The organism is Streptomyces sp. NPDC057900, assembly GCF_042887885.1.
GTDB lineage: Bacteria > Actinomycetota > Actinomycetes > Streptomycetales > Streptomycetaceae > Streptomyces.
Map to the genome: position 1 here is coordinate 106,529 of NZ_JBHVOI010000011.1, position 22,671 is coordinate 129,199.

The window sequence follows — 22,671 nt, forward strand, 5'->3', positions numbered from 1 at the left end:
GGGCCGTTCCGCCCGCCGCGCCCCCACCGCTCCCGGTCCGTTCAGTCCGCGCGGACCTCGAAGACCGCGACGGTGACCTCCTCGTCGTCCAGGCAGGCACCCGTCGCCAGGTCGAAGCGCTGCTTCAGGAGCGGGGAGGCGACGAACGGCTGCCCGCCGTCCGATCCGACCAGGCCCCGTGACAGGACGTAGGCCCCGGTGAACGGGTCGCGGTTGTCGATCGCGTACGTACGTCCCGCACGGTCCAGGAACAACGCGACCTGCCTGCCGTCCGGGAGCAGTGCCGCGACCCCCCGGCCGGGGGTGAGCAGCGAACGGTCGCAGACGGCGAGCCAGCCGTCCCCGGCGGCGAGCCGGACGACCCGGGTGTCCCGCGCGGCCTCCATCGTCTCGGTCATCGTCCGGGCGGTCATGAGGCGGTCCCTTCGAGCGTGCGGACGGCGAGGACCGGGCCGGCGAGGATCTCCAGGTCGGGCTTGACCTGGTCGCGTTCCGGGACGAACCTCACCGACGGGTCGGGTGCGTCGGGTGCGTTGACGAAGGTGACGAAGCGGCGCAGCCGCTCCGGGTCGTTGATGGTCTCGGCCCACTCGTCGCGGTAGCCGCGGACGTGGTCGGCCATCAGCCGCTCCAGCTCGTCGCAGAGCCCGAGAGAGTCGTGCACGACGACGTCGCGTACGTGGTCCAGGCCGCCCTCGATCCGGTCCAGCCAGGTGGAGGTGCGCTCAAGCCGGTCCGCGGTGCGGATGTAGAACATCAGGAACCGGTCGATGAGGCGGACCAGTTCGGCGTCGGACAGGTCCTGGGCGAGCAGGTCGGCGTGGCGCGGGGTGGCGCCGCCGTTGCCGCCCACGTACAGGTTCCAGCCGCCGGCGGTGGCGATGATCCCGAAGTCCTTGCCGCGGGCCTCTGCGCACTCCCTGGCGCAGCCGGAGACCGCCGACTTCAGCTTGTGCGGGGAGCGCAGGCCCCGGTAGCGCAGCTCCAGGTCGATCGCCATCTTCACCGAGTCCTGCACGCCGTAGCGGCACCAGGTCTGCCCCACACAGGACTTGACCGTCCGCAGCGACTTCCCGTACGCGTGCCCCGACTCGAAGCCCGCGTCGACCAGCCGGGTCCAGATCAGCGGCAGCTGTTCGACGCGGGCGCCGAACAGGTCGATGCGCTGGCCGCCGGTGATCTTGGTGTAGAGCCCGAAGTCCCTTGCCACCTCACCGATCACGATGAGTCTCTCCGGGGTGATCTCACCGCCGGGGATGCGCGGCACGATCGAGTACGAGCCGTTGCGCTGGAGGTTGGCGAGGAAGTGGTCGTTGGTGTCCTGGAGCGCGGCCTGCTCGCCGTCCAGCACATAGCCGCTCGCGCCGACCGTCGGTGCCAGCGAGGCGATGACGGAGCCGACCGTGGGCTTGCAGACCTCGCAGCCGTCGCCGCCCCGCGCCGCCTCCCGGCCGTGCGAGTCGAGCAGTTCGGCGTACGAGGTGATCGCCAGGGTGCGGACGATCTCGTACAGCTCGCCCCGGGTGTACGGGAAGCAGCCGCACAGGCCCTTGTCCCGGCTCTGCGGGAGCAGCTGCCCGATGACCTTGACGCAACTGCCGCAGCCGGTACCCGCCTTGGTGCACTTCTTCACCTCCGGCAGCGTGGTGTGCTCGCGGACCGAGCCCTTGGTGACGTTGTGGCAGGAGCAGATCACCGCGTCGTCGGGCAGTGCGGACGGGCCGAGGACGGCCGGACCGCCCGTACCGGCCGGGAGTACCAGCTGCTCGGGGGCGACCGGCAGGACGGTGCCCGTCATCGGCCGCAGCGTGCCGTACTGGTCCGCGTCCCCGATGAGCACCCCGCCGAGCAGCGTGCCGTCCCGCCCGATCACCAGCTTCTTGTAGACCCCGGAGCGGGCGTCCGCGTACACCACGTCGAGGCAGCCCTCCGAGGTGCCGTGCGCGTCACCGAAGGACGCGACGTCCACCCCGAGCAGCTTCAGCTTCGTCGACATATCGGCACCGGTGAACGACGCCTGCCCGCCCGCGATCACCTCGGCCGCCGTCTGCGCCATCTCGTAGCCCGGCGCCACCAGCCCGTACACCCGGCCGTCCGGGGCGAGCGCGCACTCACCGATCGCGAAGACCGCCGGGTCGGAGGTGCGGCACTCCTCGTCCACGACGATGCCGCCACGCGGCCCGACCGCCAGGCCGCACTCCCGGGCCAGCTGGTCCCGGGGCCGTACCCCGGCCGAGAAGACCACCAGATCCGTGGCCAGCGAGGAGCCGTCGGAGAGCGACATCCCGTTCACCGAGCCGTCCTCGCCCGCCGTCACCTCCTGGGTGCCGACCCCCGTGTGCACGGTGAGGCCCATGTTCTCGACGGTGCGCAGCAGCGCCGCGCCCCCGCCCTCGTCGACCTGCACCGGCATCAGCCGGGGCGCGAACTCCACCACGTGCGTATCGAGGCCGAGCCCCTTCAGCGCGCCCGCGGCCTCCAGGCCGAGCAGTCCGCCGCCGACGACCGCGCCGGTCGTCGCCGTCCTCGCGTACTCCTCGATCGCGAGCAGGTCCTCGATGGTGCGGTAGACGAAGCAGCCCTCGGTGTCCTTGCCGGGGACCGGCGGGACGAACGGGTAGGAGCCGGTGGCCAGGACCAGCGTGTCGTAGCCGAAGACCTCACCGGAGCGCGCGGTGACGGTACGCGCCGCCCGGTCGACGGACTGCGCCGGGTCACCGAGGCGCAGCTCGAAGCCGTGCCGCTCCATGAAGCCGGGCTCGGCCAGCGACAGCTCGTCCGGGGTGCGCCCGGAGAAGTACGAGGACAACTGGACCCGGTCGTAGGCGGCGCGCGGCTCCTCGCAGAGGACGACGACCCTGGCGGTGCCGGCCGCGCCGGTCAGCCCGCGCTCCGCCAGGGCCTCCAGGAACCGCTGGCCGACCATCCCGTGTCCGACGACCACGAGGGTCGGCACGGGCGCGGAGCGGGAGGCGCGGGCGGTCGGGGAAGTGGACACCGGCATCTCGGAAGCCTCCGTCGTTGGTGAGCGGGCGGAGCCGCCGGAGCGGGGGAGCCCCGGCCTGTCTGCTCATGAGGGAAGCGTGTCCGGTGGGTGTTACCCGTCCGGTTCCCCGCTGTTTCCCGGCGGGAACCTTGCGCTCAGCGCAGGTGGCGACGGCCTGTGAGGGGGCTTGTGAGGGGGGAACGGGTTGGACGCGACACGTGCCGTTTCCTTAAGGTCGCGATCATGCCTGACATAACCCTGACCACCCTCGTCGTGCTGTGCCTCGCCGCGGGTGCGGCAGGCTGGATCGACGCGGTGGTCGGCGGTGGCGGACTGCTTCTGCTGCCCGCACTGCTGCTGGGACTGCCGCACGTCCCCGCCGCGCACATCCTCGGCACCAACAAGGCGGTCGCCATCGTCGGCACGTCGGGCGCCGCCGTCGCCTACGCCCGCAAGGCCCCGGTGAAGGTCGGCACGGCGTTCCGGATCGGCCTCGCGGCCCTGGCGGGATCGATGACCGGTGCCTTCTTCGCCGCCGGGATCAGCAGCGAGGTGCTCCGTCCGGTGATCATGGTGGTGCTGCTGGCGGTCGCGGCGTTCGTGATGCTGCGGCCCCGGTTCGGCAGGGCGGCCGAGGACGGTACGGCTCCGAAGGTCACCCGGGCCCGTACCGTCACCGCGATCGTCCTGGTCGGCGGCGGCATCGGCCTGTACGACGGGTTGTTCGGGCCGGGCACCGGCACCTTCCTGGTGCTGGCGCTGACCGCGGTGCTCCACCTGGATCTGGTGACGGCCTCGGCCACCGCGAAGATCGTCAACGTCTGCACCAACGCCGGCGCGCTCGCGATGTTCGCCTACCAGGGCAACGTGATGTGGCAGCTGGCCGGTCTGATGGCGGTGTTCAACCTGGCGGGCGGCCTGATGGGCGCGCGGATGGCGCTGAGCAGGGGCAGCGAGTTCGTCCGGGGGGTGCTGCTGGTCGTGGTGTTCTCGCTGGTCGCGAAGCTCGCCTTCGACCAGTGGAACGCCTGAGCCGCAGGAGTGCGGCCGGGCGTCAGCGGACCGAGGTGAGGTGCGCGTACGCCACCACGTTGCCCTCGTAACCCGTCGACTCGGAGAATCCGCCGCCGCAGGTGATCAGCCGCAGCGAGGCGTGTTCCGAGGACCCGTACACCCGCTTGTCGGGGAAGTCCTTGCTGTCGTAGACCTCGATGGCGTCGAGTGCGAAGACGGCGGTGCGGCCGTCCTGCCGGTCGACCTCGACGGTGCTGCCCTTCTTGAGCGAGCCGAGGTTGTAGAAGACCGACGGGCCCTGCGCGTTGTCGACATGACCGGCCACGATCGCGCTGCCCTTGGCGCCCGGCGGGGTGCCGTCCTTGTACCAGCCGACGATGTCGGTGTTCCCGGCCGGAGGCACGTCGAGGCTGCCGTCCGTCCCGAGCCCGAGCCGCATCATCGGGGCGTCCACCCGGATGGCGGGAATCCGGATGCGGACGGGGGCCGAGGGGCGCAGGGGCTCGGCGACCGGCGATCCCGGCAGCAGTTCCGGTCCGGCGGCGAAGGCCTCCGCGGAGGCCGGGCCGGGCGGGGTCAGCCGGGTGTCGGCGCCGTTCCGGATCAGCCAGACACCGGCCAGCGCCGCGACGACGAGCAGCCAGCCCTTGGCCTTCTGCGACACGGTCGTCCTCCGGGTGACGGGATGGAAGTGCGGTCCCGTCCCGGTGGCGCTGGGCCACCGGGACGGGAACCAGGCGGTACGGAGAGGTGGAAGTCTCCGTCAGCTGTCGTCCTGCGTGCCGCTCGCCCGGCGACGCAGGAGCCAGGCTCCGCCGACGGCGGTCGCGGCGAGAACGCCGGCGCCCGCCGCGATCTGGGTGGTGTCCGGTCCGACGCTGCCGCCGATACCGGTCTTGACGTGCCCCGTGGGGGCGGTGGGGGCGGCCGAGGAGCGGTGGCCGGAGGGGGTCTCGTGGTCCGAGGAGCTGTCGCGTCCGGCGGAGCTCTCGTGGGACGCGGAGCTGTCGTCGCGTCCGGCGGGGCTGTCGTGCGTGCCGGAGCTCTCGTGCCCGGACGGGCTCGGCCGCTCGCTGGAGGTGCCCCGGCCCGGAGCCGCGGGGGAGTCCGGCACGAGGGCCGAACCGACGGCCTCGGCCTCGTCGAGCCCGGTCGAGTCGTAGCCCGAGGGGTCCTCTCCCGCATCGGCGGCCGCGGAATCGGCCGCGGAGTCGGCCGCGGAATCGTACGTGGAGGAGTTGTACGCCGAGGAGTCGCCGGTGTCCGTGGGGGAGCGGTCGTCGGAGCCGTCCGGGGCCGGGGCCGTCCGGGTGGCGGCGCCGTCCTCGCCCGTGGTGCCGGCGGCCTCCACCTCGATCTCGCCGGTGGCCTTCCTGCCGTTCTCGCAGGCCACGTCGATGCTGTACGGGCCGGGCTCGACATTGCCCGGTACCCGGAACGATCCGGCCAGGACCTCCTTGAGGGTGGCCGGTGCCAGCGCGAACCGCGAGGCCTCCAGGGAGCCGGCGTCGCCCGTCGCGCCGGTGTCGCTCCCGCAGGCCTTGGTGTTCACGGTGACCGTGGTCCCCGGGGCCGCGCTCGCCGGGGTGATCTCCAGCGGGGCCGGTTCGTCCGCGTGGGCCGACGGGGCGGCGGCGCAGAGTCCGAGCGCGGCGGCGGCGAGGGCCGAGGCGGCGGTGCCGGTCACGAGGCGAGCAGGACTGCGCATGGGGTTTCCTCCGAGCAAGGGGCGCTGGCGGGTGTGTCCTGGCTCCGAGCTAACGGCCGGGTGGCCGCCCACGCCTGCTGACACCGAGTCAGCTGTCACCCGTCCGGACCGGCGCAGCCTCCTTGCCACGCGGCATGCGTGCAGGTCAGAGCGGTGATGGCGAGGGGGGTGCGGCCTCCTCCCGCACTCGGTGCCGATCGGGTGACGCCCTCGACGGCGAGTGTGGCGTACATCACACGCATGACCCTGTGGTCAGGGGGCACACGAATCACACCCCCCACGGGACGGTGCCCCTGACCGCCCCCGGCCGTCGCCCTCGTCGGGCCCGCCCCCCCTGGGCCCGACGAGGGCGGCTCCTTGTCCGGCCCCTTTTCGCCACGGCTGCCGAGCAGGCGGGACAAGTGCTCCCCCGGGTTGAGATGATGCGGTGTCACTCCGCCGGGGGGCGGAGGAAGGGAGCGTTTGATGCGTCGGTCGGCTCGTGAGGAGATGCCCGCGCAGGGGACGGACCGCGCGCCGAGGCGTGCCCCGGACCGGGCGGAGGGCGTCGGCGCGCGAGCGGATTCCCCGCCGTCCGCCCATCCCTCGGCTCTGTGGGCGTTGCAGCGCAGCGCGGGCAACACGGTGGTCGCCGCGGTGGTCCAGCGCATGGAGGACGCGGGCGGGAAGCGGAAGAGGTCCACCTCGCCGGAGGACCAGGAGGCGCCGAAGCAGGCACGGGCGGCGACGTCCTCTGAGGAGGAGTACTCATCCTCTTCGGGGGAGTCCGAAGAGTCCGAAGAGGCGGAGACCTCCTCCGAGCAGGGGCGGGAGGAGCCGTTCTCGGCGCAGGCCGTGCAACAGATCGAGAACGAACAGCACCGGGTCATGGGGCTGCTGGAGCAGATGGACGCAACCGGCGCTTCCGATCGCGCCAAGAGCATCGGCCAGGAAAGGCTGGATATCCTCACGCTGCTGCGGAACCTGGCTCCCATGCGGTCGGTGGATACCGTGCACGAGGCCATCAGGCTCCTCGGAGCGCGTCCGGCCAGCAAGACGAAGGACGTCTACCTGGCGAGGCTTCAGGCGCAGCTCAACTACCTCGCGGAGGAGTTCCCCAGCGCCGGTCCGCCGACCGCGGAGACCCTGCAAGCCATGTGGCCCGAACTGGTGCCCGCCTTCGGCGGCGCCGGCGGTCAGGTGGGCGAGGACGGCTGCGAGGGCCGGGCCCACGCCATCTGTCAGGCGATCGCCGGGCAGTCCCCGGCGATCGCGGCCCACCACCTCTCGAAGCAGTGGGCCCTGCCCGACGGGGCGCGGCTGCACGCCGAACACCAGTGGAACCACCACGTCGCCGCCTCCGTGACGACCGCGAACGGCGTTCTGGTCATCGATCCCGTCTTCTCCGGTTCCGGTCCGATCGAGCTGAGCAGGTGGGCCGCCATGGTCCAGGTGAACCTGGCCACCAACGTCCACCAGGTCGCCTGGGGATTCCTCGGGAAGCCAGGGGCGGACAACCTGCCGGACGCCAACAGCGCGGTGGAGTACACGCCTTAGGGCCTTTCCGCCGCCGTTACTCCGGCGCGGTGGCGGACCACTCGATGACCGGGGGCCTGACCCGGCCGCAGAGCGGCTGGCCCTTGGCGTCGGAGAGCGGCAGCCGGGCGGTGAGGTGCCCGGAGCGCGCGGCCGCCCGCAGGATGTCCGTGTCGATGTCGGAGAACATCAGCTTGGCCCGCCGGAACATCGAGAAGAGGCCGCTCCCGTCGACCGTGCCCCACGACAGGTAGACGAACCGCCCGCCGAGCCTGTTCTGCACATACGGCCCGCTGATCTCGACCCCGTCCGGGGCGGCGGCGGCCGTGCAGTCCAAGGTCCAGGAGGCGGACGGGGCGTCGCCCGGAAGCAGCCCGAGGAGTTCGCCGGGCCGGTCCTTGCGCTGGACGCCCACGTGGATGTTCTCGTACCCGTCGAAGTCGCCGCCGGGTCCGCAGGCGCGGCCGGGCAGGCGTGAGCCCTCGATATGGATCTGCGTGCGCGACTGCGGGCCTTCGGTGGGGATCTCCATGTGCCCCATGGTCTCCTCTCGGCGGCCCTGCCCCCGCCCCCTGTCGGAGCCGCGGCGCTCAGACGGTGTCCCAGGGCGCCCTCTCGTAAGCCGCCGCCAGCCGGGTCATCAGCTGCTCGTCCACCGCGAACGCGGTGTCATCGATGCGCCGGACCGGCGCGATGCCCTGCGAGTTGGTGACGAACGCCGATCGGTAGGCCGCCAGCCCGTCCAGCATCACCGGGCTTCGCCGCGACCGGATTCCGGCGCCGGGAAACTCCTGCTCCAGCAGCGCCATGGTGGTGCCGAGCAGCGCGGGAGCATCTGGCCAGACGACCGAATCGCCGTCCCAGAAACCGATGTTGGTGAACGCCCCCTCGGTCACCGAGCCGTCCGGCAGGGTCAGCAGCGCATCGTCGAAGCCCGCGCGGGAGGCGAGATTCCCGTAGTACGTCTGGCCGAACTCGCCGGGCCGCTTGAGGTGCGGCACGGCACGGGCGTACGGCACCGACATCATGCTCTTCGGCTCCGCGGGCAGCCTCGCCGGTCCGCGCACCGTGACCATGACGGTCGTCGCGGTCGCCCCCGGCGGAAGGAACCCGTGCACCCGCACCGAGCCGTCCGCGACCCCGGCGCCCCGTAGCGCGTGCCGGACGAGTCCGCGTACCCGCCCGCCGTCCAGCGGGAGTTCGAACAGCGCCCGGTTCGCACTGTCCAGCCGGTCCAGGTGCAGCCCGAGTCCGCGTACCCGGCCCTCCCTGACCTGCATGGCGGTGAAGTGGCCGTAGGTGAAGAGGGCGGCTGTCCGCAGATCGTCCTCGGTGGCCGGATGTCCGTCGAACTCGGCGTACGGGACCGGTGCGGCTGCTGGCGTCGTCATGCCCGTCACCGTATGCCGACGCGCCGGGCGGCGGGAGTGGCTGCCCGGCGCTTGACCTCAACCATGATTGAGGTGTGAGTCTCGTCGTATGGACCTCACCACAGCCACCACCAAAGCCGCCACCACACTCGCCGGCGCGGGCGCCGCCACCGATGGAGCCCCGGCCGACGCCCCGCTGAAGGTCGCGATCATCCTCGCCAGCAACCGCGAGGGCCGCTTCGCCCCCGTCGTCGCCCGCTGGTTCCTCTCCCACACCGACGGACACCCGGACATCGTGACCGACCTGGTCGACGTCGCGGAGACCGACCTCCCGACCGTGCACTCGCACCGCCCGGAGCCCGGAGCGCGGGACCGACTGGCCGAGGTCGCGGGCCGGTTGGCGGACGCCGACGCCTTCGTCGTCGTCACCCCCGAGTACAACCACTCCTACCCGGCCCCGCTCAAGAACCTCATCGACTGGCACCACGCCGAATGGCAGGCCAAGCCCGTCGCCTTCGTCTCCTACGGCGGGGTCTCCGGCGGGCTGCGCGCGGTCGAGCACCTGCGGCAGGTCTTCGCCGAGCTGCACAGCGTCACGATCCGCGACACCGTCTCCTTCCACAACGCGGGTGCGCTGTTCGACGACGAGGGCAGGCACAAGGACCCGGCCGGCGCCGACGCCGCCGCGAAGTCGCTGCTCGACCAGCTGGTGTGGTGGGGCCGGGCACTGCGGGAGGCGAAGAAGGTACGGCCGTACGGCAGCTGACCGGGCGCCGCCCGGACCGGTACCCGACAATCGGGGCAGGACTGCTGCCGAACCCGAGGAGACCGAAGGTGACTTCGCCCGCATGGCTGACCGTTCTGACCACGACGGACAGTGAGGAGAAGGCCCGGCTGCTGGCGCAGGGCGTGGTGGAGGCGAGGCTCGCCGCCTGCGTACAGATCTCCGCGCCCGTCATCTCCGTCTACCGGTGGGAGAACGCCGTCGAGACCACGCGGGAGTGGCAGCTGCTCCTCAAGACGACGGCCGAGCGGTACGAGGAACTGGAGGCCCATCTCCAGGAGGCGCACGACTACGACACCCCGGAGATCATCGCGATCCCGGTGGTACGGGGCAGCGCCGGCTACCTCGGCTGGGTCTCGGCGGAGACCGCCCCGGTCACCTCGTCCTCCCCGGGCACCTCCGGAGGGAGCTGACGGCCCCGTGCCTCCCGCGACGGCCCGCGTTCACCGCGCATCCGCCGCGAGGGCCGTCTCCACTCCCGGCTCCCTGGGGCCCAGGAAGTGCGGGTCGGGCTTGAACAGCGCGTCCAGGGCCGCTTTCCCCGCCGCGGCGATCTCCCGCGTCCCGCCGTAGTACCAGGTCGCATCGTGTACGGCGTCGACCCCGACGCCGTACACGTCGATGCCCGCCGCCCGGCACAGCGCGATCGCCCGCCGGACATGGAAGCCCTGGGTGACCAGCAGGGCCCGGTCCACCCCGAAGATCTTCTTGGCCCGGACGCACGAGTCCCAGGTGTCGAAGCCCGCGAAGTCGCTGACGATCCTGCTGTCGGGCACCCCGTGCCGGACCAGGAACGTGCGCATCGCGTCCGGCTCGTCGTACTCCACCCGGCTGTTGTCACCGGTCACCAGCACGACCTTCACCTTCTTGTCCCGGTACAGCTGCGCCGCGGCCCGCAGCCGGTTCGCCAGGTACGGGGACGGCTTCCCGTCCCACAGCCCCGCCCCGAACACCACGGCGACCTGCCGCGCGGGCGCGTCCGCCACCGTCCTGACCCGGGCGTCCGCGACCGAGTGCATCCAGGTGGCGGGCGCCAGGCCCAGCACACAGGCGACCATCACCCCCTGTACGGCCCGACGCCGCCCTCGCCGGGTCCGTGGCAGCCGGACCCGCAGCCGGGCGGCCGCCCTCGCGAGCCCGCCCCGTCCGTCCGCCGCCGCTCCCCGTCGCTCCAGCCGCATGGAAGCGCCCCCGTTCCTGTCTCTCCGGTGCCGGGATGTCCGTGCCGTGGAGTCTCTCTCTGTGACTTGACGACAGAACGGCCCAAAGGGTTCTCCGCGCACGGCCGTCGGTAACATCGGCCGATGCTGCTCCCACGACTGATCGCCTCGGACCTCGACGGCACGCTGCTGCGCGACGACGGCACGCTCTCGCCCCGCACCCTGCGCGCCCTGCGCTCGGCCGAGGGCGCCGGGGCGGAGATCGTCATCGTCACCGCCCGCCCGCCCCGGTTCGTCGACCGGCTCGCGGAGGCCACCGGCCTCATCGGTACGGCGGTGTGCAGCAACGGCGCCATGGTGTACGACATAGCCACCCGCACCGTCGTCTCCTCCCGCCTCCTCTCCCTGGTCACCGCCCGGCGGGTGGTCACCGCGCTGGCCGCCGCGCTGCCCGAGGTGGGCTTCGCCCTGGAGACCGGCAACCAGGTGCTGTACGAACCGGCCTTCCGGATGCGGTTCGCCGAGGACGGCGCCGAGATCCCCGTACCCTCCCTCGCCGACCTGTGGCTCACCGAGGCCCCCGTCACCAAGCTGCTCGCCTGGTCGGACCGGCTCGACGCGGACACCCTGCTCGCGGCGGCGCGGCCGGGCGCGGGCAGCGACGTACAGCTGACCCACTCGGGCGGGCGCGGGCTGCTGGAGATCAGCGCGCGGGGCGTCACCAAGGCGGGCACCCTGGCGATGCTGTGCGCCGCGCGGGGTATCGAAGCGGCCGAGGTCGTCGCCTTCGGGGACATGCCCAACGACCTCACCGTCCTCGACTGGGCCGGCACCGGCTACGCGATGGCCAACGCCCACCCGGCCGTGCTGGCCGCCATCCCCACGCACACCGTCAGCAACGAGGAGGACGGCGTCGCCCACGTCATCGAACGGCTGCTGGCCGAGGCCTTCCACCGAGCGGACGGCACATCCGACGCCGCGGCCGACGCCGTCTGACATCGGCCCCGGCCACGCGGTGAGGCGCCGGAAAACACCCGTGACCGGCGCGCAACGACGCGGCAACCTGCGCCCGGCACCATCGGGCTCATGACGGAGCCGGCACCGGAACGCCCGCAGGAATCCCTCTCCCTCGACAGCACGGCGCAACTGCTGAGCCGTATCACCGCACAGCTCGACACCCAGCTCAGCCTCGTCTCCCTGAACGGAACCCGACGGCCCATGCACCGCACCCGGCACCAGCCCGCACCGGCCGCCGCGAACCCACGGATCTCCGCCGCCCCCGCCCCCGCCCTGGTCGCCGTCGCGCACGGCAGCCGGGACCCGCGGGCGCTGCACACCGTGACACGCCTGCTCGACCGGGTGCGGGAGCTGCGGCCGGGGCTCGACGTCCGGCTCGGGCACATCGAGCTGAACGCACCCCTCCTGCCGGAGACCCTGGAGACCCTGGCGGCCACGGGCGACGGCGAGGCGGTCCTGGTGCCGCTGCTGCTGGGGCGCGGCCACCACGTCAAGCGGGACATCCCGGAAGCCGTCGCCGGCGCCCCGGCCCTGCGCACCAGGACCGCCGCGCCGCTCGGGCCGCATCCGTTGCTGGCCGAGGCGCTGCACGCCCGGCTCGCGGAGGCGGGGTGGCGTCCGGAGGACAACGGGGACCGCGGCAGCGCGGTGGTCCTCGCCGCGGCCGGTTCGCGCGATCCCGAGTCGGCCGCCGACACCCGCCGCACCGCGCGCCTGCTCAGCGAACGGCTCGGCGGGGTGCCCGTCGTCCCGGCGTACGCCTCCGCCGCGACGCCCACCGTCCCGGCCGCCCTGCGCGCACTGGCCGCCCGGGGCCGCCGGCGGGTCGCCGTCGCCGCGTACTTCACCGCCCCCGGACGCTTCGCCTCCGCCGCGTCCGAGGACGCGCCGTGGATCGCCGCCGCCCCGCTCGGCGCGCACCCGGCGATGGCCCGGCTGCTGCTCCACCGCTACGACCAGGCACGGGCCGCCGGACACGACCGGCCACGGGCCGGTGGAGTCCCGGCACAGGAAACTCCGATGAACACACATTTCCTGGCATCCGCCTGAGCCCTCTTGTCGGCCCGGCCGATTAGTGTCATTGCCATGGACGGCACGCACGGCACGCAGGGCACGTACGGCAAGCACGGCAGCCAGGAACCGGAAACGGCACCCTACGGCGCCGCCGACGCCGAGCGCTGGGACACCGAGGAGGACAAGAGGCCCGGCCGCACCGCGTTCCAGCGCGACCGCGCCCGGGTGCTCCACTCCGCCGCGCTGCGCAGGCTCGCCGGGAAGACCCAGGTGGTCACCCCCGGCACCCGCAGCTTCGCCTGGGACGCCAGCCCCCGCACCCGGCTCACCCACTCCCTGGAGTGCGCCCAGGTCGGCCGCGAGCTCGGAGCCGCGCTCGGCTGCGACCCCGACCTGGTCGAGACGGCCTGCCTCTCCCACGACATGGGCCACCCGCCCTTCGGCCACAACGGCGAACAGGCGCTCAACGACTTCGCCTCCGACTGCGGCGGATTCGAGGGGAACGCCCAGTCGCTGCGGCTGCTGACCCGGCTCGAACCCAAGCGGTTCGTCCCCGACCCGCGTACCGGCGAGCTGGCCAGCGTCGGGCTCAACCTGACCCGCGCCGCCCTCGACGCCGCCACCAAATACCCCTGGCCCCGGGGCGCCCACCCCACGGACCCCGGCTCACCGAAGTTCGGCGTGTACGAGGACGACCTGCCGGTCTTCGACTGGTTCCGCAAGGGCGCCCCGCAGGACCGCAAGTGCTTCGAGGCCCAGGTGATGGACTGGTCCGACGACGTGGCGTACTCCGTCCACGACTTCGAGGACGGCCTGCACGCCGGGCACATCGACCCCAACTGCCTGGACGCCGAGCCGGAACGCCAGGAGATCTGGCAGGTCGCCATCGGACGGTACGTCCCGGCGGACACAGACCCGCAGGAGCTGTCCGACGCGCTGGACCGGCTCATCGGCCAGGACTGGTGGCCGCACGGCTACGACGGCTCCGCCGTCGCCCAGGCCCGGCTGAAGGACGCCACGAGCCAGCTGATCGGCCGGTTCTGCCTGGCCGCCGAGACCGGCACCCGCAAGGCGTACGGCACCGGCCGGCTCGGCAGATACGGCGCCGAGCTCGTCGTGCCCCGCGAGGCCCGCAACGAATGCGCGGTGCTCAAGGCGGTCGCCGACCGCTACGTCATGCAGCGCGCCGAACAGGAGGCGATCCGCGCCGAACAGCGGATCGTCATCGCGGAGCTGGCCGCGGCCCTGACCGCCCGCGCGCCCGAGGGCCTTGAGCCGCAGCTGCGGGCGCTGTACGAGGCCGCGCCCGACGACCGCGCCCGCAAGCGCGTCCTGGTCGACCAGATCGCCGCCCTGACCGACGCGTCGGCCCGTACCCTGCACCGTTCGCTCACCGAACGCGCCAGATGAACCGGCACCGGCTCCGTCCCTGTCACTCTTTTTCCCGTGGTGCGGCACCGGTCCGCGGACCGGCCCATGACCACTGGGTGTGACCTGATCGGGTCACACCCCCTTTCGCCATCACGCTGCGTGCGGGACGCTCGCAGTTGGCGCCGCGCAGCAAGCACCGAGGAGGCATCAAGTGGTCGACGCACATCGGACGTTCGTCATTGTGGGCGGAGGACTGGCCGGAGCGAAGGCGGCGGAGACGCTCCGCTCGGCGGGATTCAGCGGCCGGGTCATCCTGATCGGTGATGAGCGCGACCATCCCTACGAACGCCCGCCGCTCTCCAAGGGGTACCTGGCAGGCAAGGAGGAACGCGACAGCGTCTTCGTCCACGAGACGGCCTGGTACGCGGGGGCCGACATCGAGCTCCACCTCGGCCAGCCCGTCACCGTACTGAACCGCGACGCCCGGTCCGTGGAGCTCGGCGACGGCACCGTCATCCACTACGACAAGCTGCTCCTGGCCACCGGCGCGGAGCCGCGCCGCCTCGACATCCCCGGCACGGACCTGGCGGGCGTCCACCACCTGCGCCGCCTCGCCCACTCCGACCGGCTGCGCAACGTACTGGCCGCGCTCGGCCGCGACAACGGCCATCTGGTGATCGCCGGGGCCGGCTGGATCGGCCTGGAGGTCGCGGCGGCGGCCCGCGGATACGGCGCCGAGGTCACCGTCGTCGAACCGGAGGCCACCCCGCTGCTGAAGGTCATCGGCCCCGAGCTGGGCCAGCTCTTCACCGACCTGCACAGCGACCACGGCGTCCGCTTCCACTTCGGCGGCCGGCTCACCGAGATCGTCGGCCAGGACGGCATGGTGCTCGCGGTCCGCACCGACGACGGCGAGGAGCACCCCGCCCACGACGTCCTCGCCGCGATCGGGGCCGCCCCGCGCGCCGCCCTCGCGGAGGCCGCCGGACTCGACATCGCCCCGCGCGCCCAGGGCGGCGGCATCGCCGTGGACGCCTCGCTGCGCACCAGCGACCCGCACATCTACGCCGCCGGTGACGTCGCCAACGTCGCCCACCCGGGGCTCGGCGCCCGGCTGCGGGTGGAGCACTGGGCCAACGCGCTGAACAGCGGCCCGGCGGCGGCCCGCGCCATGCTCGGCCAGGAGGTCTCCTACGACCGGGTGCCGTACTTCTTCTCCGACCAGTACGACCTCGGCCTGGAGTACTCGGGCTGGGCCCCGCCCGGCAGCTACGACCAGGTGGTGATCCGGGGCGACGCCGGCAAGCGCGAGTTCATCGCGTTCTGGCTGAAGGACGGCAAGGTGCTCGCCGGGATGAACGTGAACGTGTGGGATGTCACCGACACCGTGCAGGAGCTGATCAAGGCCGGTCAGCCGGTCGACCCGGACGCGCTGGCCGATCCGTCGGTGCCGCTGGACTCCCTGATCTGACCGGGGCCCTCGGCCGGGGTGCGCCCGCACAATCGAGCCCGCTCCCGGAAGGGGGCCCGACAACCCCCCCGCGCGCCCGCCCGGCCGAGGGTTGTCGTATCCCACCCGTAGACTTCACTCGTGGCAGGCAGGATCAATGACGACGACGTGAAGGCGGTACGGGACGCGGTCCCGATCGACGCCGTCGTTTCCGAGTACCTCCAGCTGCGCAACGCGGGCGGTGGAAACCTCAAGGGCCTGTGCCCCTTCCACGACGAGAAGTCCCCGTCCTTCCAGGTCAGTCCGAGCAAGGGTCTCTTCCACTGCTTCGGCTGCCAGGAGGGCGGCGACACGATCGCCTTCGTGATGAAGATCGATCACCTCCAGTTCTCCGAGGTGGTCGAGCGGCTCGCCGCCAAGGCCGGCATCACCCTGCGGTACGAGGAGGGCGGGTACAACCCCTCCCACCAGCGCGGCGAGCGGATCAGGCTGGTCGAGGCCCACAAGGCGGCCGCCCAGTTCTACGTCGAGCAGCTCGACGGCCCCGAGGCGGAGATCGGCCGCAAGTTCCTCGCCGAGCGCGGCTTCGACCAGGCCGCCGCCGCCCACTTCGGCGTCGGCTACAGCCCGGCCGGCTGGGACCACCTCACCCGCTACCTGCGCGGCAAGGGCTTCAGCGACAAGGAGCTGATCGCCTCCGGCATCTCCCAGGACGGCAGGCGCGGCCCCATCGACCGCTTCCGCGGCCGGCTGATGTGGCCGATCAGCGACACCGCCGGGGACATCGTCGGATTCGGCGCCCGCAAACTGCGCGACGACGACAACGGCCCGAAGTACCTCAACACCCCAGAGACCGCGATCTACAAGAAGTCCCAGGTGCTGTACGGCATCGACCTGGCCAAGAAGGACATCGCGAAGGCCAGCCGGGCCGTCGTCGTCGAGGGCTACACCGACGTGATGGCCTGCCACCTCGCCGGGATCACCACCGCCATCGCCACCTGCGGCACCGCGTTCGGCGGCGACCACATCAAGATCCTCCGCCGCCTCCTGATGGACAACGGCAGCGCCCGGGTGATCTTCACCTTCGACGGGGACGCGGCGGGCCAGAAGGCCGCCCTGCGCGCCTTCGAGGACGACCAGAAATTCGCCGCGGAGACCTACATCGCGATCGCCCCGGACAACATGGACCCCTGCGATCTGCGCCTCGCCAAGGGCGACGAGGCCGTCCGCGACCTGGTGGAGCCCCGCACTCCGCTCTTCGAGTTCGCGCTCCGCCAGATCGTCGGCCGCTACGACCTGGAGACCCCGGCCGGCCGCGCCGCCGCGCTCGACGAGGCCGCCCCCGTCGTCGCCAAGATCAAGACGGGCAGCGTGCAGCGCGAGGTCGCCGTCCAGCTGGCCGGCTTCGTCGGCATCCTGGACCAGGAGTACGTCGTGCACCGGGTCAACCAGCTCGCCCAGTGGGCCCGGAGCCGGGGCGGCGACCAGCGCGGACCCGCGCGCCCCTCCTCCCGCGCCGGGGCGCGGCACCAGCAGACCCAGCCCCCCGCCGGACCCACCGGCCCCTCGGGTCCCTCCGGCCCCGCGCTCAACCTCCGCAGTCCGGCCCACCGCACCGAGCGCGAGCTGCTCAAGCTCGCCCTGCAGAAGCCCGCCCTGGTCTCCCCGGCCTTCGACGCCTACGGGGTGGACGAGTTCACCGCTCCGCCGTACGCCGCCGTCCGCCAGTGCATCGCGGAGGCGGGCGGCGCCGAGCTCGGCGTCCCCGAGACCCGCGAATACCTCGTCCAGGTGCTCGACGCGACGCCCAACGAATCGGTGCGCAAGCTGGTCACCGAGCTGGCGGTCGAGGTCTTCCACGGCAAGTCCATCGATGAGGCCTACGCGGGCGAACACCTGGTCAAGGTCCGGCTGCGGGCCGTCGACCGCCGGATCGGCGACGTCCAGGGCAGTCTGGCCCGGCTCGGCAGCAATGTCGCCCCGGACCATCTGGCCGCCGCGCAGAACGAGGTCTGGGTCCTCCAGCAGTACGCCCAGTCCCTGCGCAACAGCGGAGCCGACGCGCTCTGACCGCGCCGCGAGCGTTCGGGGTAACCCCTCGGTAACCGCCCGGTCTCAGAAAGTCCCCGCACGCCCCTCGTGGCAGCTGTGTGTCGTACCCCACACTGGGTGGCGGTGCCTGAGTCATCGGAGCGCGGCCGGCCCACCGACCGGTGGTCCTCCATCCCCGCGGTCCGGCAGCGATCACCTGGAGGTCGCCCCCGTGCAGACCCGGACCGTGAGCAAGACCGAGCATGTCGCGGCTGTCCCCGCGCAGCACCGGGCCGCGCGTCATCCGGAGGCCGCGGCGGACCCGCCGCCGCCCGAACGGCCCGAGCCGTCAGAGGTGTCAGAGCCGTCAGAGCCGTCCGAGGTGTCCGAGCCGTCAGAGGCCGTCATGGAGGAGCCGGCGGAGCTGCCCGAGCCCCCGGCGCCGCGCGGCCGGCCGGACACCGGCGGGCCGTCCTCCGACCTGTTCCGGCAGTACCTGCGGGAGATCGGCCGCATCCCGCTGCTCACCGCCGCCGACGAGGTGGAGCTCGCCCGCAGCGTCGAGGCCGGGCTGTTCGCGGAGGAGCGCCTCGCCCGCACCCCTGACCCCGACACCCGCCTCGCCGTCGACCTGGACCGTCTCGTCGTCATGGGCCGGATGGCCAAACGCCGCCTCATAGAGGCCAACCTGCGCCTGGTCGTCTCGGTGGCCAAGCGCTTCGTCGGGCGCGGACTGACCATGCTCGACCTGGTCCAGGAGGGAAACCTCGGACTGATCAGGGCCGTCGAGAAGTTCGACTACGCCCGCGGCTACAAGTTCTCGACGTACGCGACCTGGTGGATCCGGCAGGCCATGTCCCGAGCCCTGGCCGACCAGGCGCGGACCATAAGGGTCCCGGTCCATGTCGTCGAACTGATCAACCGCGTCGTCCGGGTCCAGCGCCGGATGCTCCAGGAACGGGGCTACGAACCGACCCCGGAGGAAGTCGCCGCCCACCTCGACCTGACCCCCGAGCGGGTCGGCGAGGTGCTGCGGCTGGCCCAGGAACCCGTCTCCCTGCATGCCCCGGTCGGGGAGGAGGACGATGTCTCGCTGGGCGATCTGATCGAGGACGGCGACGCCGCGTCCCCCGTCGAGTCCGCCGCCTTCCTGCTGCTGCGCCAACACCTGGAAGTGGTGCTCTCCACGCTCAACGAGCGCGAGCGGAAGGTGGTCCAGCTGCGGTACGGGCTGGCCGACGGGCGGCCCCGCACGCTTGAGGAGATAGGCCGGATCTTCGGCGTGACCCGCGAACGCATCCGCCAGATCGAGTCCAAGACCCTCAATAAGCTCCGGGACCACGCCTTCGCCGACCAGCTCCGCGGCTACCTCGACTGACGCACGTGCACGCCGCCGGGGCAGCCGCGAAGCGGCCGGGAACCGGGATCAGTCGACCTCGGCGACCGCCTGTGCGAACTGGGCCGCGTACAGCCGCGCGTACGCGCCGTCCGCCGCCAGCAGCTCGTCGTGCGTGCCCTGCTCGACGATGGAGCCGTTCTCCATCACCAGGATGACGTCGGCGTCCCGGATGGTGGAGAGCCGGTGCGCGATCACGAAGCTCGTACGGCCGTGCGCGAGCCGCGCCATCGCCTTCTGGATCAGCACCTCGGTACGGGTGTCGACGGAGCTGGTCGCCTCGTCCAGCACGAGTATCACCGGGTCGGACAGGAACGCCCGCGCGATGGTGATCAGCTGCTTCTCACCCGCGCTGACGCCGGTGCCCTCGTCGTCGATCACCGTGTCGTAGCCGTCCGGCAGGGTGCGGATGAAGCGGTCGGCGTGGGCCGCCCGCGCCGCCTCCTCGATCTGTTCCCGGCCGACCTCGCCCGAGGCGCCGTACGCGATGTTCTCCGCGATGGTCCCGCCGAACAGCCAGGTGTCCTGGAGGACCATGCCGATGCCGGACCTGAGGTCGTCGCGCGACATCGTCGCGATGTCCACCCCGTCCAGGGCGATCCGGCCGCCGGTCACCTCGTAGAACCGCATCAGCAGGTTGACCAGCGTCGTCTTGCCCGCACCGGTCGGTCCGACGATCGCGACCGTGTGGCCCGGCTCGACGCTCAGCGACAGGTCCTCGATGAGCGGCTTCTCCGGGTCGTAGCGGAACGAGACGTTCTCCAGCGAGACGCTGCCGCGCAGCTCCTCCGGGTGCGCGCCCTCGCCCTTCGCGGGGTCGGCGTCCTGCTCCTCCGCGTCCAGCAGCTCGAAGATCCGCTCGGCCGAGGCCACCCCGGACTGCAGCAGGTTCGCCATCGAGGCGACCTGGGTCAGCGGCATGGAGAACTGCCGGGAGTACTGGATGAAGGCCTGCACATCACCGATCGACAGCGCACCCGAGGCGACCCGCAGCCCACCGATGACGGCGATCAGCACGTAGTTCAGGTTCGACACGAACATCATCAGCGGCTGCATGATCCCGCTGTTGAACTGCGCCTTGAACCCGGCCTCGTACAGCGCGTCGTTCTGCTCGGCGAAGTCCCGCGCGGACTCCTCCTGCCGGCCGAAGACCTTCACCAGGTTGTGCCCGGTGTACATCTCCTCGATGTGGGCGTTGAGCTTGCCCGTGACCTTCCACTGCTGGACGAACTGCGGCTGCGAGCGCTTGCCCACCTTGGTCGCCACGAAGACCGACAGCGGCACCGTCACCAGCGCGACGAGCGCCAGCAGCGGCGAGATCCAGAACATCATGATCAGCACGCCGATGATGGTCAGCACCGAGTTGATGAGCTGGCCCATCGTCTGCTGCATCGTCTGCGAGATGTTGTCGATGTCGTTCGTCGCCCGGCTGAGCACCTCGCCGCGCTTCTGCTGGTCGAAGTAGGACAGCGGCAGCCGCGACAGCTTCGTCTGGATGTCCTCGCGCATCTGGAACACGACCCGGTTGATCACCCGGATCGACAGCCGCGTCGACACCAGCATCAGCAGCCCGGCGCCGACGTACACGGCCAGCGCCACCAGCAGCACCCGGCCGATCGCGTCGAAGTCCATGCCCCGGCCGGGCACGAAGTCCACCTTGGAGAGCATGTCGGCCAGGCCGCTGTTGGACTTGTGCAGGCCCTCGATGGCCTGCTCCTTGGTCGTCCCCGCCCGCATCTGCCGGCCGATGACCCCGGCGAACACCAGGTCGGTGGCCTTGCCGAGGATCTTCGGGCCGACCACGGAGAGCGCCACGCTCAGCGCACCGGCCGCCAGCATCACGTACAGCGTGGCCCGCTCCGGGGCGAAGCGCTTCAGCAACCGCTTCGTGGAGCCCTTGAAGTCCGTGGACCGCTGGGTCGGTGCCCCGCCGGCCATCATGCGTCCGCCAGGCCCAGCCATTACGCGGCCTCCGCTTCCGTCAGCTGGGAGAGAACGATCTCCCGGTATGTTTCATTGCCTTCCATCAGCTCGTGATGGCTGCCGGAGCCGACCACCCGGCCCTCGTCCATCACCAGGATCCGGTCGGCGTCACGGATGGTGGACACCCGCTGCGCGACGATCACCACGGTCGCGGCCGCGGTCTCCCGCAGCAGCGCCGTGCGCAGTGCGGCGTCCGTGGCGTAGTCCAGCGCGGAGAACGAGTCGTCGAAGAGGTAGATCTCCGGCTGCTGGACCAGCGTCCGGGCGATCGAGAGGCGCTGTCGCTGCCCGCCGGAGACATTGGTGCCGCCCTGCGCGATCGGTGCGTTCAGACCGTGCTCCAGGCTCTCGACGAACTCCTTGGCCTGGGCGACCTCCAGCGCGTGCCAGAGCTCCTCGTCGGTCGCGTCCGGGTTCCCGTACCGCAGGTTGGTCGCGACCGTTCCGGAGAACAGGTACGGCTTCTGCGGCACCAGGCTCACGGTCTTCGCCAGCAGTGCCGGGGCCAGCGTCCGTACGTCCGTCCCGTCGACCAGCACCTGGCCGTCCGTCACATCGAACAGCCGGGGTACGAGACCGAGCAGCGTCGACTTGCCGCTGCCGGTGGACCCGATGATCGCGGTCGTCTCGCCGGGCCGGGCCACCAGATCCACGGACCGCAGCACCGACGCCTCGGCACCGGGGTAGCGGAAGTCGGCGCCCCGTATCTCCAGGTGCCCGTGGGCGCGCAGTTCGGTCACCGGGTCGACCGGCGGCACCACGCTGGAGTCGGTCTCCAGGACCTCCTGGATCCGCTCGGCGCACACCTCGGCGCGCGGCACCATCATGAACATGAAGGTGGCCATCATCACCGACATGACGATCTGCATCAGGTACGAGAGGAACGCGGTCAGCGCGCCGATCTGCATCCCGCCGCTGTCGATCCGGTGCGCACCGAACCAGACGACGGCGATCGATGACACGTTCACGACCGTCATCACGGTCGGGAACATCAGTGCCATCAGCCGGCCCGTGGACAGCGCCACATCGGTTAGCTCGGTGTTGGCGCCCCGGAAACGCTTCTCCTCGTAGCTGTCGCGGACGAAGGCGCGGATGACCCGGTTGCCGGTGATCTGCTCGCGCAGCACCCGGTTCACCGTGTCGAGCCGCTCCTGCATCGTCCGGAACAGCGGACGCATCCGCTTCACGATCAGGCTCACCGCGATCCCGAGGACCGGCACCACCGCGAGGAGCACCGCGGACAGCGGGACGTCCTGGCCGAGCGCCATGATGATGCCGCCGACACACATGATCGGCGCCGAGACCATCAGCGTGAACGTCATCAGGATCAGCATCTGGATCTGCTGGACGTCATTGGTCGTACGGGTGATCAGCGAAGGCGCGCCGAACCGGCCGAGCTCACGCGCGGAGAACGACTGCACCCGGTCGAAGACCGACGCCCTGACATCGCGGCCGAGCGCGGACGCGGTACGGGCCCCGATGTAGACGGCCCCGATGTTGCAGACCACCTGGGCGACGCTGACGACGATCATGGCGCCGCCGTACTGAAGGATGTAGCCCGTGTCGCCCTTGACGACACCGTTGTCAATGATGTCGGCGTTCAGGGTGGGCAGATAGAGGGCGGCGGAGGTCTGGAGCAGCTGGAAGACGACCAGCAGCGCGATCGGCTTCTTGTACGGACCGAGATAGGTCCGCAGGAGTTTTATGAGCACGCGTGTCTCTCGGAGTCGGCATAGGTCGGGAGTCGACTCATTTTCCGGCACCGCGCACCGCGACCGCGAACGTTTTTATTCAAGTCCAGGTCAAAAAAGAGACCCGGTCCATAATTCTTCCGTCGAACGTCTTTCCGGAACCCGGCGGGGTCACCGAACG

19 protein-coding genes are annotated in these 22,671 nt (G+C 71.6%); 10 read left to right on the plus strand and 9 right to left on the minus strand.

What is annotated here, in order from left to right:
• Positions 1 to 41: 41 nt before the first annotated feature.
• Both nirD and nirB read right to left on the minus strand, forming a co-directional pair.
• On the minus strand, positions 42 to 413 hold the full coding sequence (gene nirD / locus ACFVQ0_RS30095; protein ID WP_390092341.1) for a nitrite reductase small subunit NirD: 372 nt from the start codon (positions 411 to 413) through the stop codon (positions 42 to 44).
• Positions 410 to 3,004: a nitrite reductase large subunit NirB gene (gene nirB, locus ACFVQ0_RS30100; RefSeq protein WP_390092342.1), complete on the minus strand. Its 2,595-nt coding sequence runs from the start codon at positions 3,002 to 3,004 to the stop codon at positions 410 to 412. The genes nirD and nirB overlap by 4 nt, the downstream gene beginning before the upstream one ends.
• 225 nt (positions 3,005 to 3,229) lie before the next feature.
• Between nirB and ACFVQ0_RS30105 the strand changes: the two genes are divergently transcribed.
• Positions 3,230 to 4,018: a sulfite exporter TauE/SafE family protein gene (locus ACFVQ0_RS30105; RefSeq protein WP_390092343.1), complete on the plus strand. Its 789-nt coding sequence runs from the start codon at positions 3,230 to 3,232 to the stop codon at positions 4,016 to 4,018.
• 22 nt (positions 4,019 to 4,040) lie between these two features.
• On the opposite strand, the gene ACFVQ0_RS30110 is transcribed toward ACFVQ0_RS30105, so the two are convergent.
• Together ACFVQ0_RS30110 and ACFVQ0_RS30115 are read right to left on the minus strand one after the other, a co-directional pair.
• Positions 4,041 to 4,664 carry a class F sortase gene (locus ACFVQ0_RS30110; protein ID WP_390092344.1) on the minus strand — a complete coding sequence of 208 codons (624 nt, stop codon included), beginning with the start codon at positions 4,662 to 4,664 and terminating at the stop codon, positions 4,041 to 4,043.
• Between the two features lie 99 nt (positions 4,665 to 4,763).
• A complete protein-coding gene (locus ACFVQ0_RS30115; RefSeq protein WP_390092345.1) occupies positions 4,764 to 5,708 on the minus strand; it encodes a hypothetical protein in 945 nt (314 codons plus the stop codon).
• A gap of 465 nt (positions 5,709 to 6,173) precedes the next feature.
• Here ACFVQ0_RS30115 and ACFVQ0_RS30120 point away from each other — a divergent pair, with 465 nt between their 5' ends.
• The gene (locus ACFVQ0_RS30120; protein WP_390092346.1) at positions 6,174 to 7,244 is read left to right on the plus strand and encodes a protein-glutamine glutaminase family protein; all 1,071 of its coding nucleotides are present in this window, start codon (positions 6,174 to 6,176) and stop codon (positions 7,242 to 7,244) included.
• Between the two features lie 16 nt (positions 7,245 to 7,260).
• Here ACFVQ0_RS30120 and ACFVQ0_RS30125 read toward each other — a convergent pair whose 3' ends face one another.
• Both ACFVQ0_RS30125 and ACFVQ0_RS30130 read right to left on the minus strand, forming a co-directional pair.
• Positions 7,261 to 7,755 carry a DUF5990 family protein gene (locus ACFVQ0_RS30125; protein WP_390092347.1) on the minus strand — a complete coding sequence of 165 codons (495 nt, stop codon included), beginning with the start codon at positions 7,753 to 7,755 and terminating at the stop codon, positions 7,261 to 7,263.
• Between the two features lie 58 nt (positions 7,756 to 7,813).
• Positions 7,814 to 8,614, minus strand: a complete 801-nt coding sequence (locus ACFVQ0_RS30130; protein WP_390092348.1) for an aminotransferase class IV family protein — start codon at positions 8,612 to 8,614, stop codon at positions 7,814 to 7,816.
• Between the two features lie 88 nt (positions 8,615 to 8,702).
• Between ACFVQ0_RS30130 and ACFVQ0_RS30135 the strand changes: the two genes are divergently transcribed.
• Positions 8,703 to 9,359, plus strand: a complete 657-nt coding sequence (locus ACFVQ0_RS30135; RefSeq protein ID WP_390092349.1) for an NADPH-dependent FMN reductase — start codon at positions 8,703 to 8,705, stop codon at positions 9,357 to 9,359.
• Positions 9,360 to 9,427: 68 nt separating this feature from the next.
• Positions 9,428 to 9,790, plus strand: a complete 363-nt coding sequence (gene cutA, locus ACFVQ0_RS30140; RefSeq protein WP_390092350.1) for a divalent-cation tolerance protein CutA — start codon at positions 9,428 to 9,430, stop codon at positions 9,788 to 9,790.
• 30 nt (positions 9,791 to 9,820) lie between these two features.
• Here cutA and ACFVQ0_RS30145 read toward each other — a convergent pair whose 3' ends face one another.
• A complete protein-coding gene (locus ACFVQ0_RS30145) occupies positions 9,821 to 10,558 on the minus strand; it encodes a vancomycin high temperature exclusion protein (RefSeq protein ID WP_390092351.1) in 738 nt (245 codons plus the stop codon).
• 138 nt (positions 10,559 to 10,696) lie between these two features.
• Here ACFVQ0_RS30145 and ACFVQ0_RS30150 point away from each other — a divergent pair, with 138 nt between their 5' ends.
• From ACFVQ0_RS30150 to ACFVQ0_RS30175, 6 genes are all read left to right on the plus strand, one after another.
• A complete protein-coding gene (locus ACFVQ0_RS30150; protein ID WP_390092430.1) occupies positions 10,697 to 11,533 on the plus strand; it encodes a Cof-type HAD-IIB family hydrolase in 837 nt (278 codons plus the stop codon).
• Positions 11,534 to 11,623: 90 nt separating this feature from the next.
• Positions 11,624 to 12,604, plus strand: coding sequence for a sirohydrochlorin chelatase (locus tag ACFVQ0_RS30155; RefSeq protein ID WP_390092352.1), 981 nt, complete (start codon positions 11,624 to 11,626; stop codon positions 12,602 to 12,604).
• Between the two features lie 36 nt (positions 12,605 to 12,640).
• A complete protein-coding gene (locus ACFVQ0_RS30160) occupies positions 12,641 to 13,978 on the plus strand; it encodes a deoxyguanosinetriphosphate triphosphohydrolase (RefSeq protein ID WP_390092353.1) in 1,338 nt (445 codons plus the stop codon).
• Positions 13,979 to 14,150: 172 nt separating this feature from the next.
• A complete protein-coding gene (locus ACFVQ0_RS30165) occupies positions 14,151 to 15,410 on the plus strand; it encodes an NAD(P)/FAD-dependent oxidoreductase (protein ID WP_390092354.1) in 1,260 nt (419 codons plus the stop codon).
• A gap of 120 nt (positions 15,411 to 15,530) precedes the next feature.
• Entirely contained in the window at positions 15,531 to 17,459 is a 1,929-nt protein-coding gene (dnaG, locus tag ACFVQ0_RS30170) for a DNA primase (RefSeq protein ID WP_390092355.1), read from the plus strand.
• Positions 17,460 to 17,652: 193 nt separating this feature from the next.
• Positions 17,653 to 18,798 (plus strand): RNA polymerase sigma factor, encoded by a 1,146-nt coding sequence (locus ACFVQ0_RS30175; protein WP_390092356.1) that lies wholly within the window; start codon positions 17,653 to 17,655, stop codon positions 18,796 to 18,798.
• A gap of 48 nt (positions 18,799 to 18,846) precedes the next feature.
• On the opposite strand, the gene ACFVQ0_RS30180 is transcribed toward ACFVQ0_RS30175, so the two are convergent.
• Together ACFVQ0_RS30180 and ACFVQ0_RS30185 are read right to left on the minus strand one after the other, a co-directional pair.
• Complete coding sequence (locus ACFVQ0_RS30180; protein WP_390092357.1) at positions 18,847 to 20,778, minus strand: ABC transporter ATP-binding protein; 1,932 nt, start codon at positions 20,776 to 20,778, stop codon at positions 18,847 to 18,849.
• Positions 20,778 to 22,511 (minus strand): ABC transporter ATP-binding protein, encoded by a 1,734-nt coding sequence (locus ACFVQ0_RS30185; protein WP_390092358.1) that lies wholly within the window; start codon positions 22,509 to 22,511, stop codon positions 20,778 to 20,780. The genes ACFVQ0_RS30180 and ACFVQ0_RS30185 overlap by 1 nt, the downstream gene beginning before the upstream one ends.
• Positions 22,512 to 22,671: the final 160 nt, after the last annotated feature.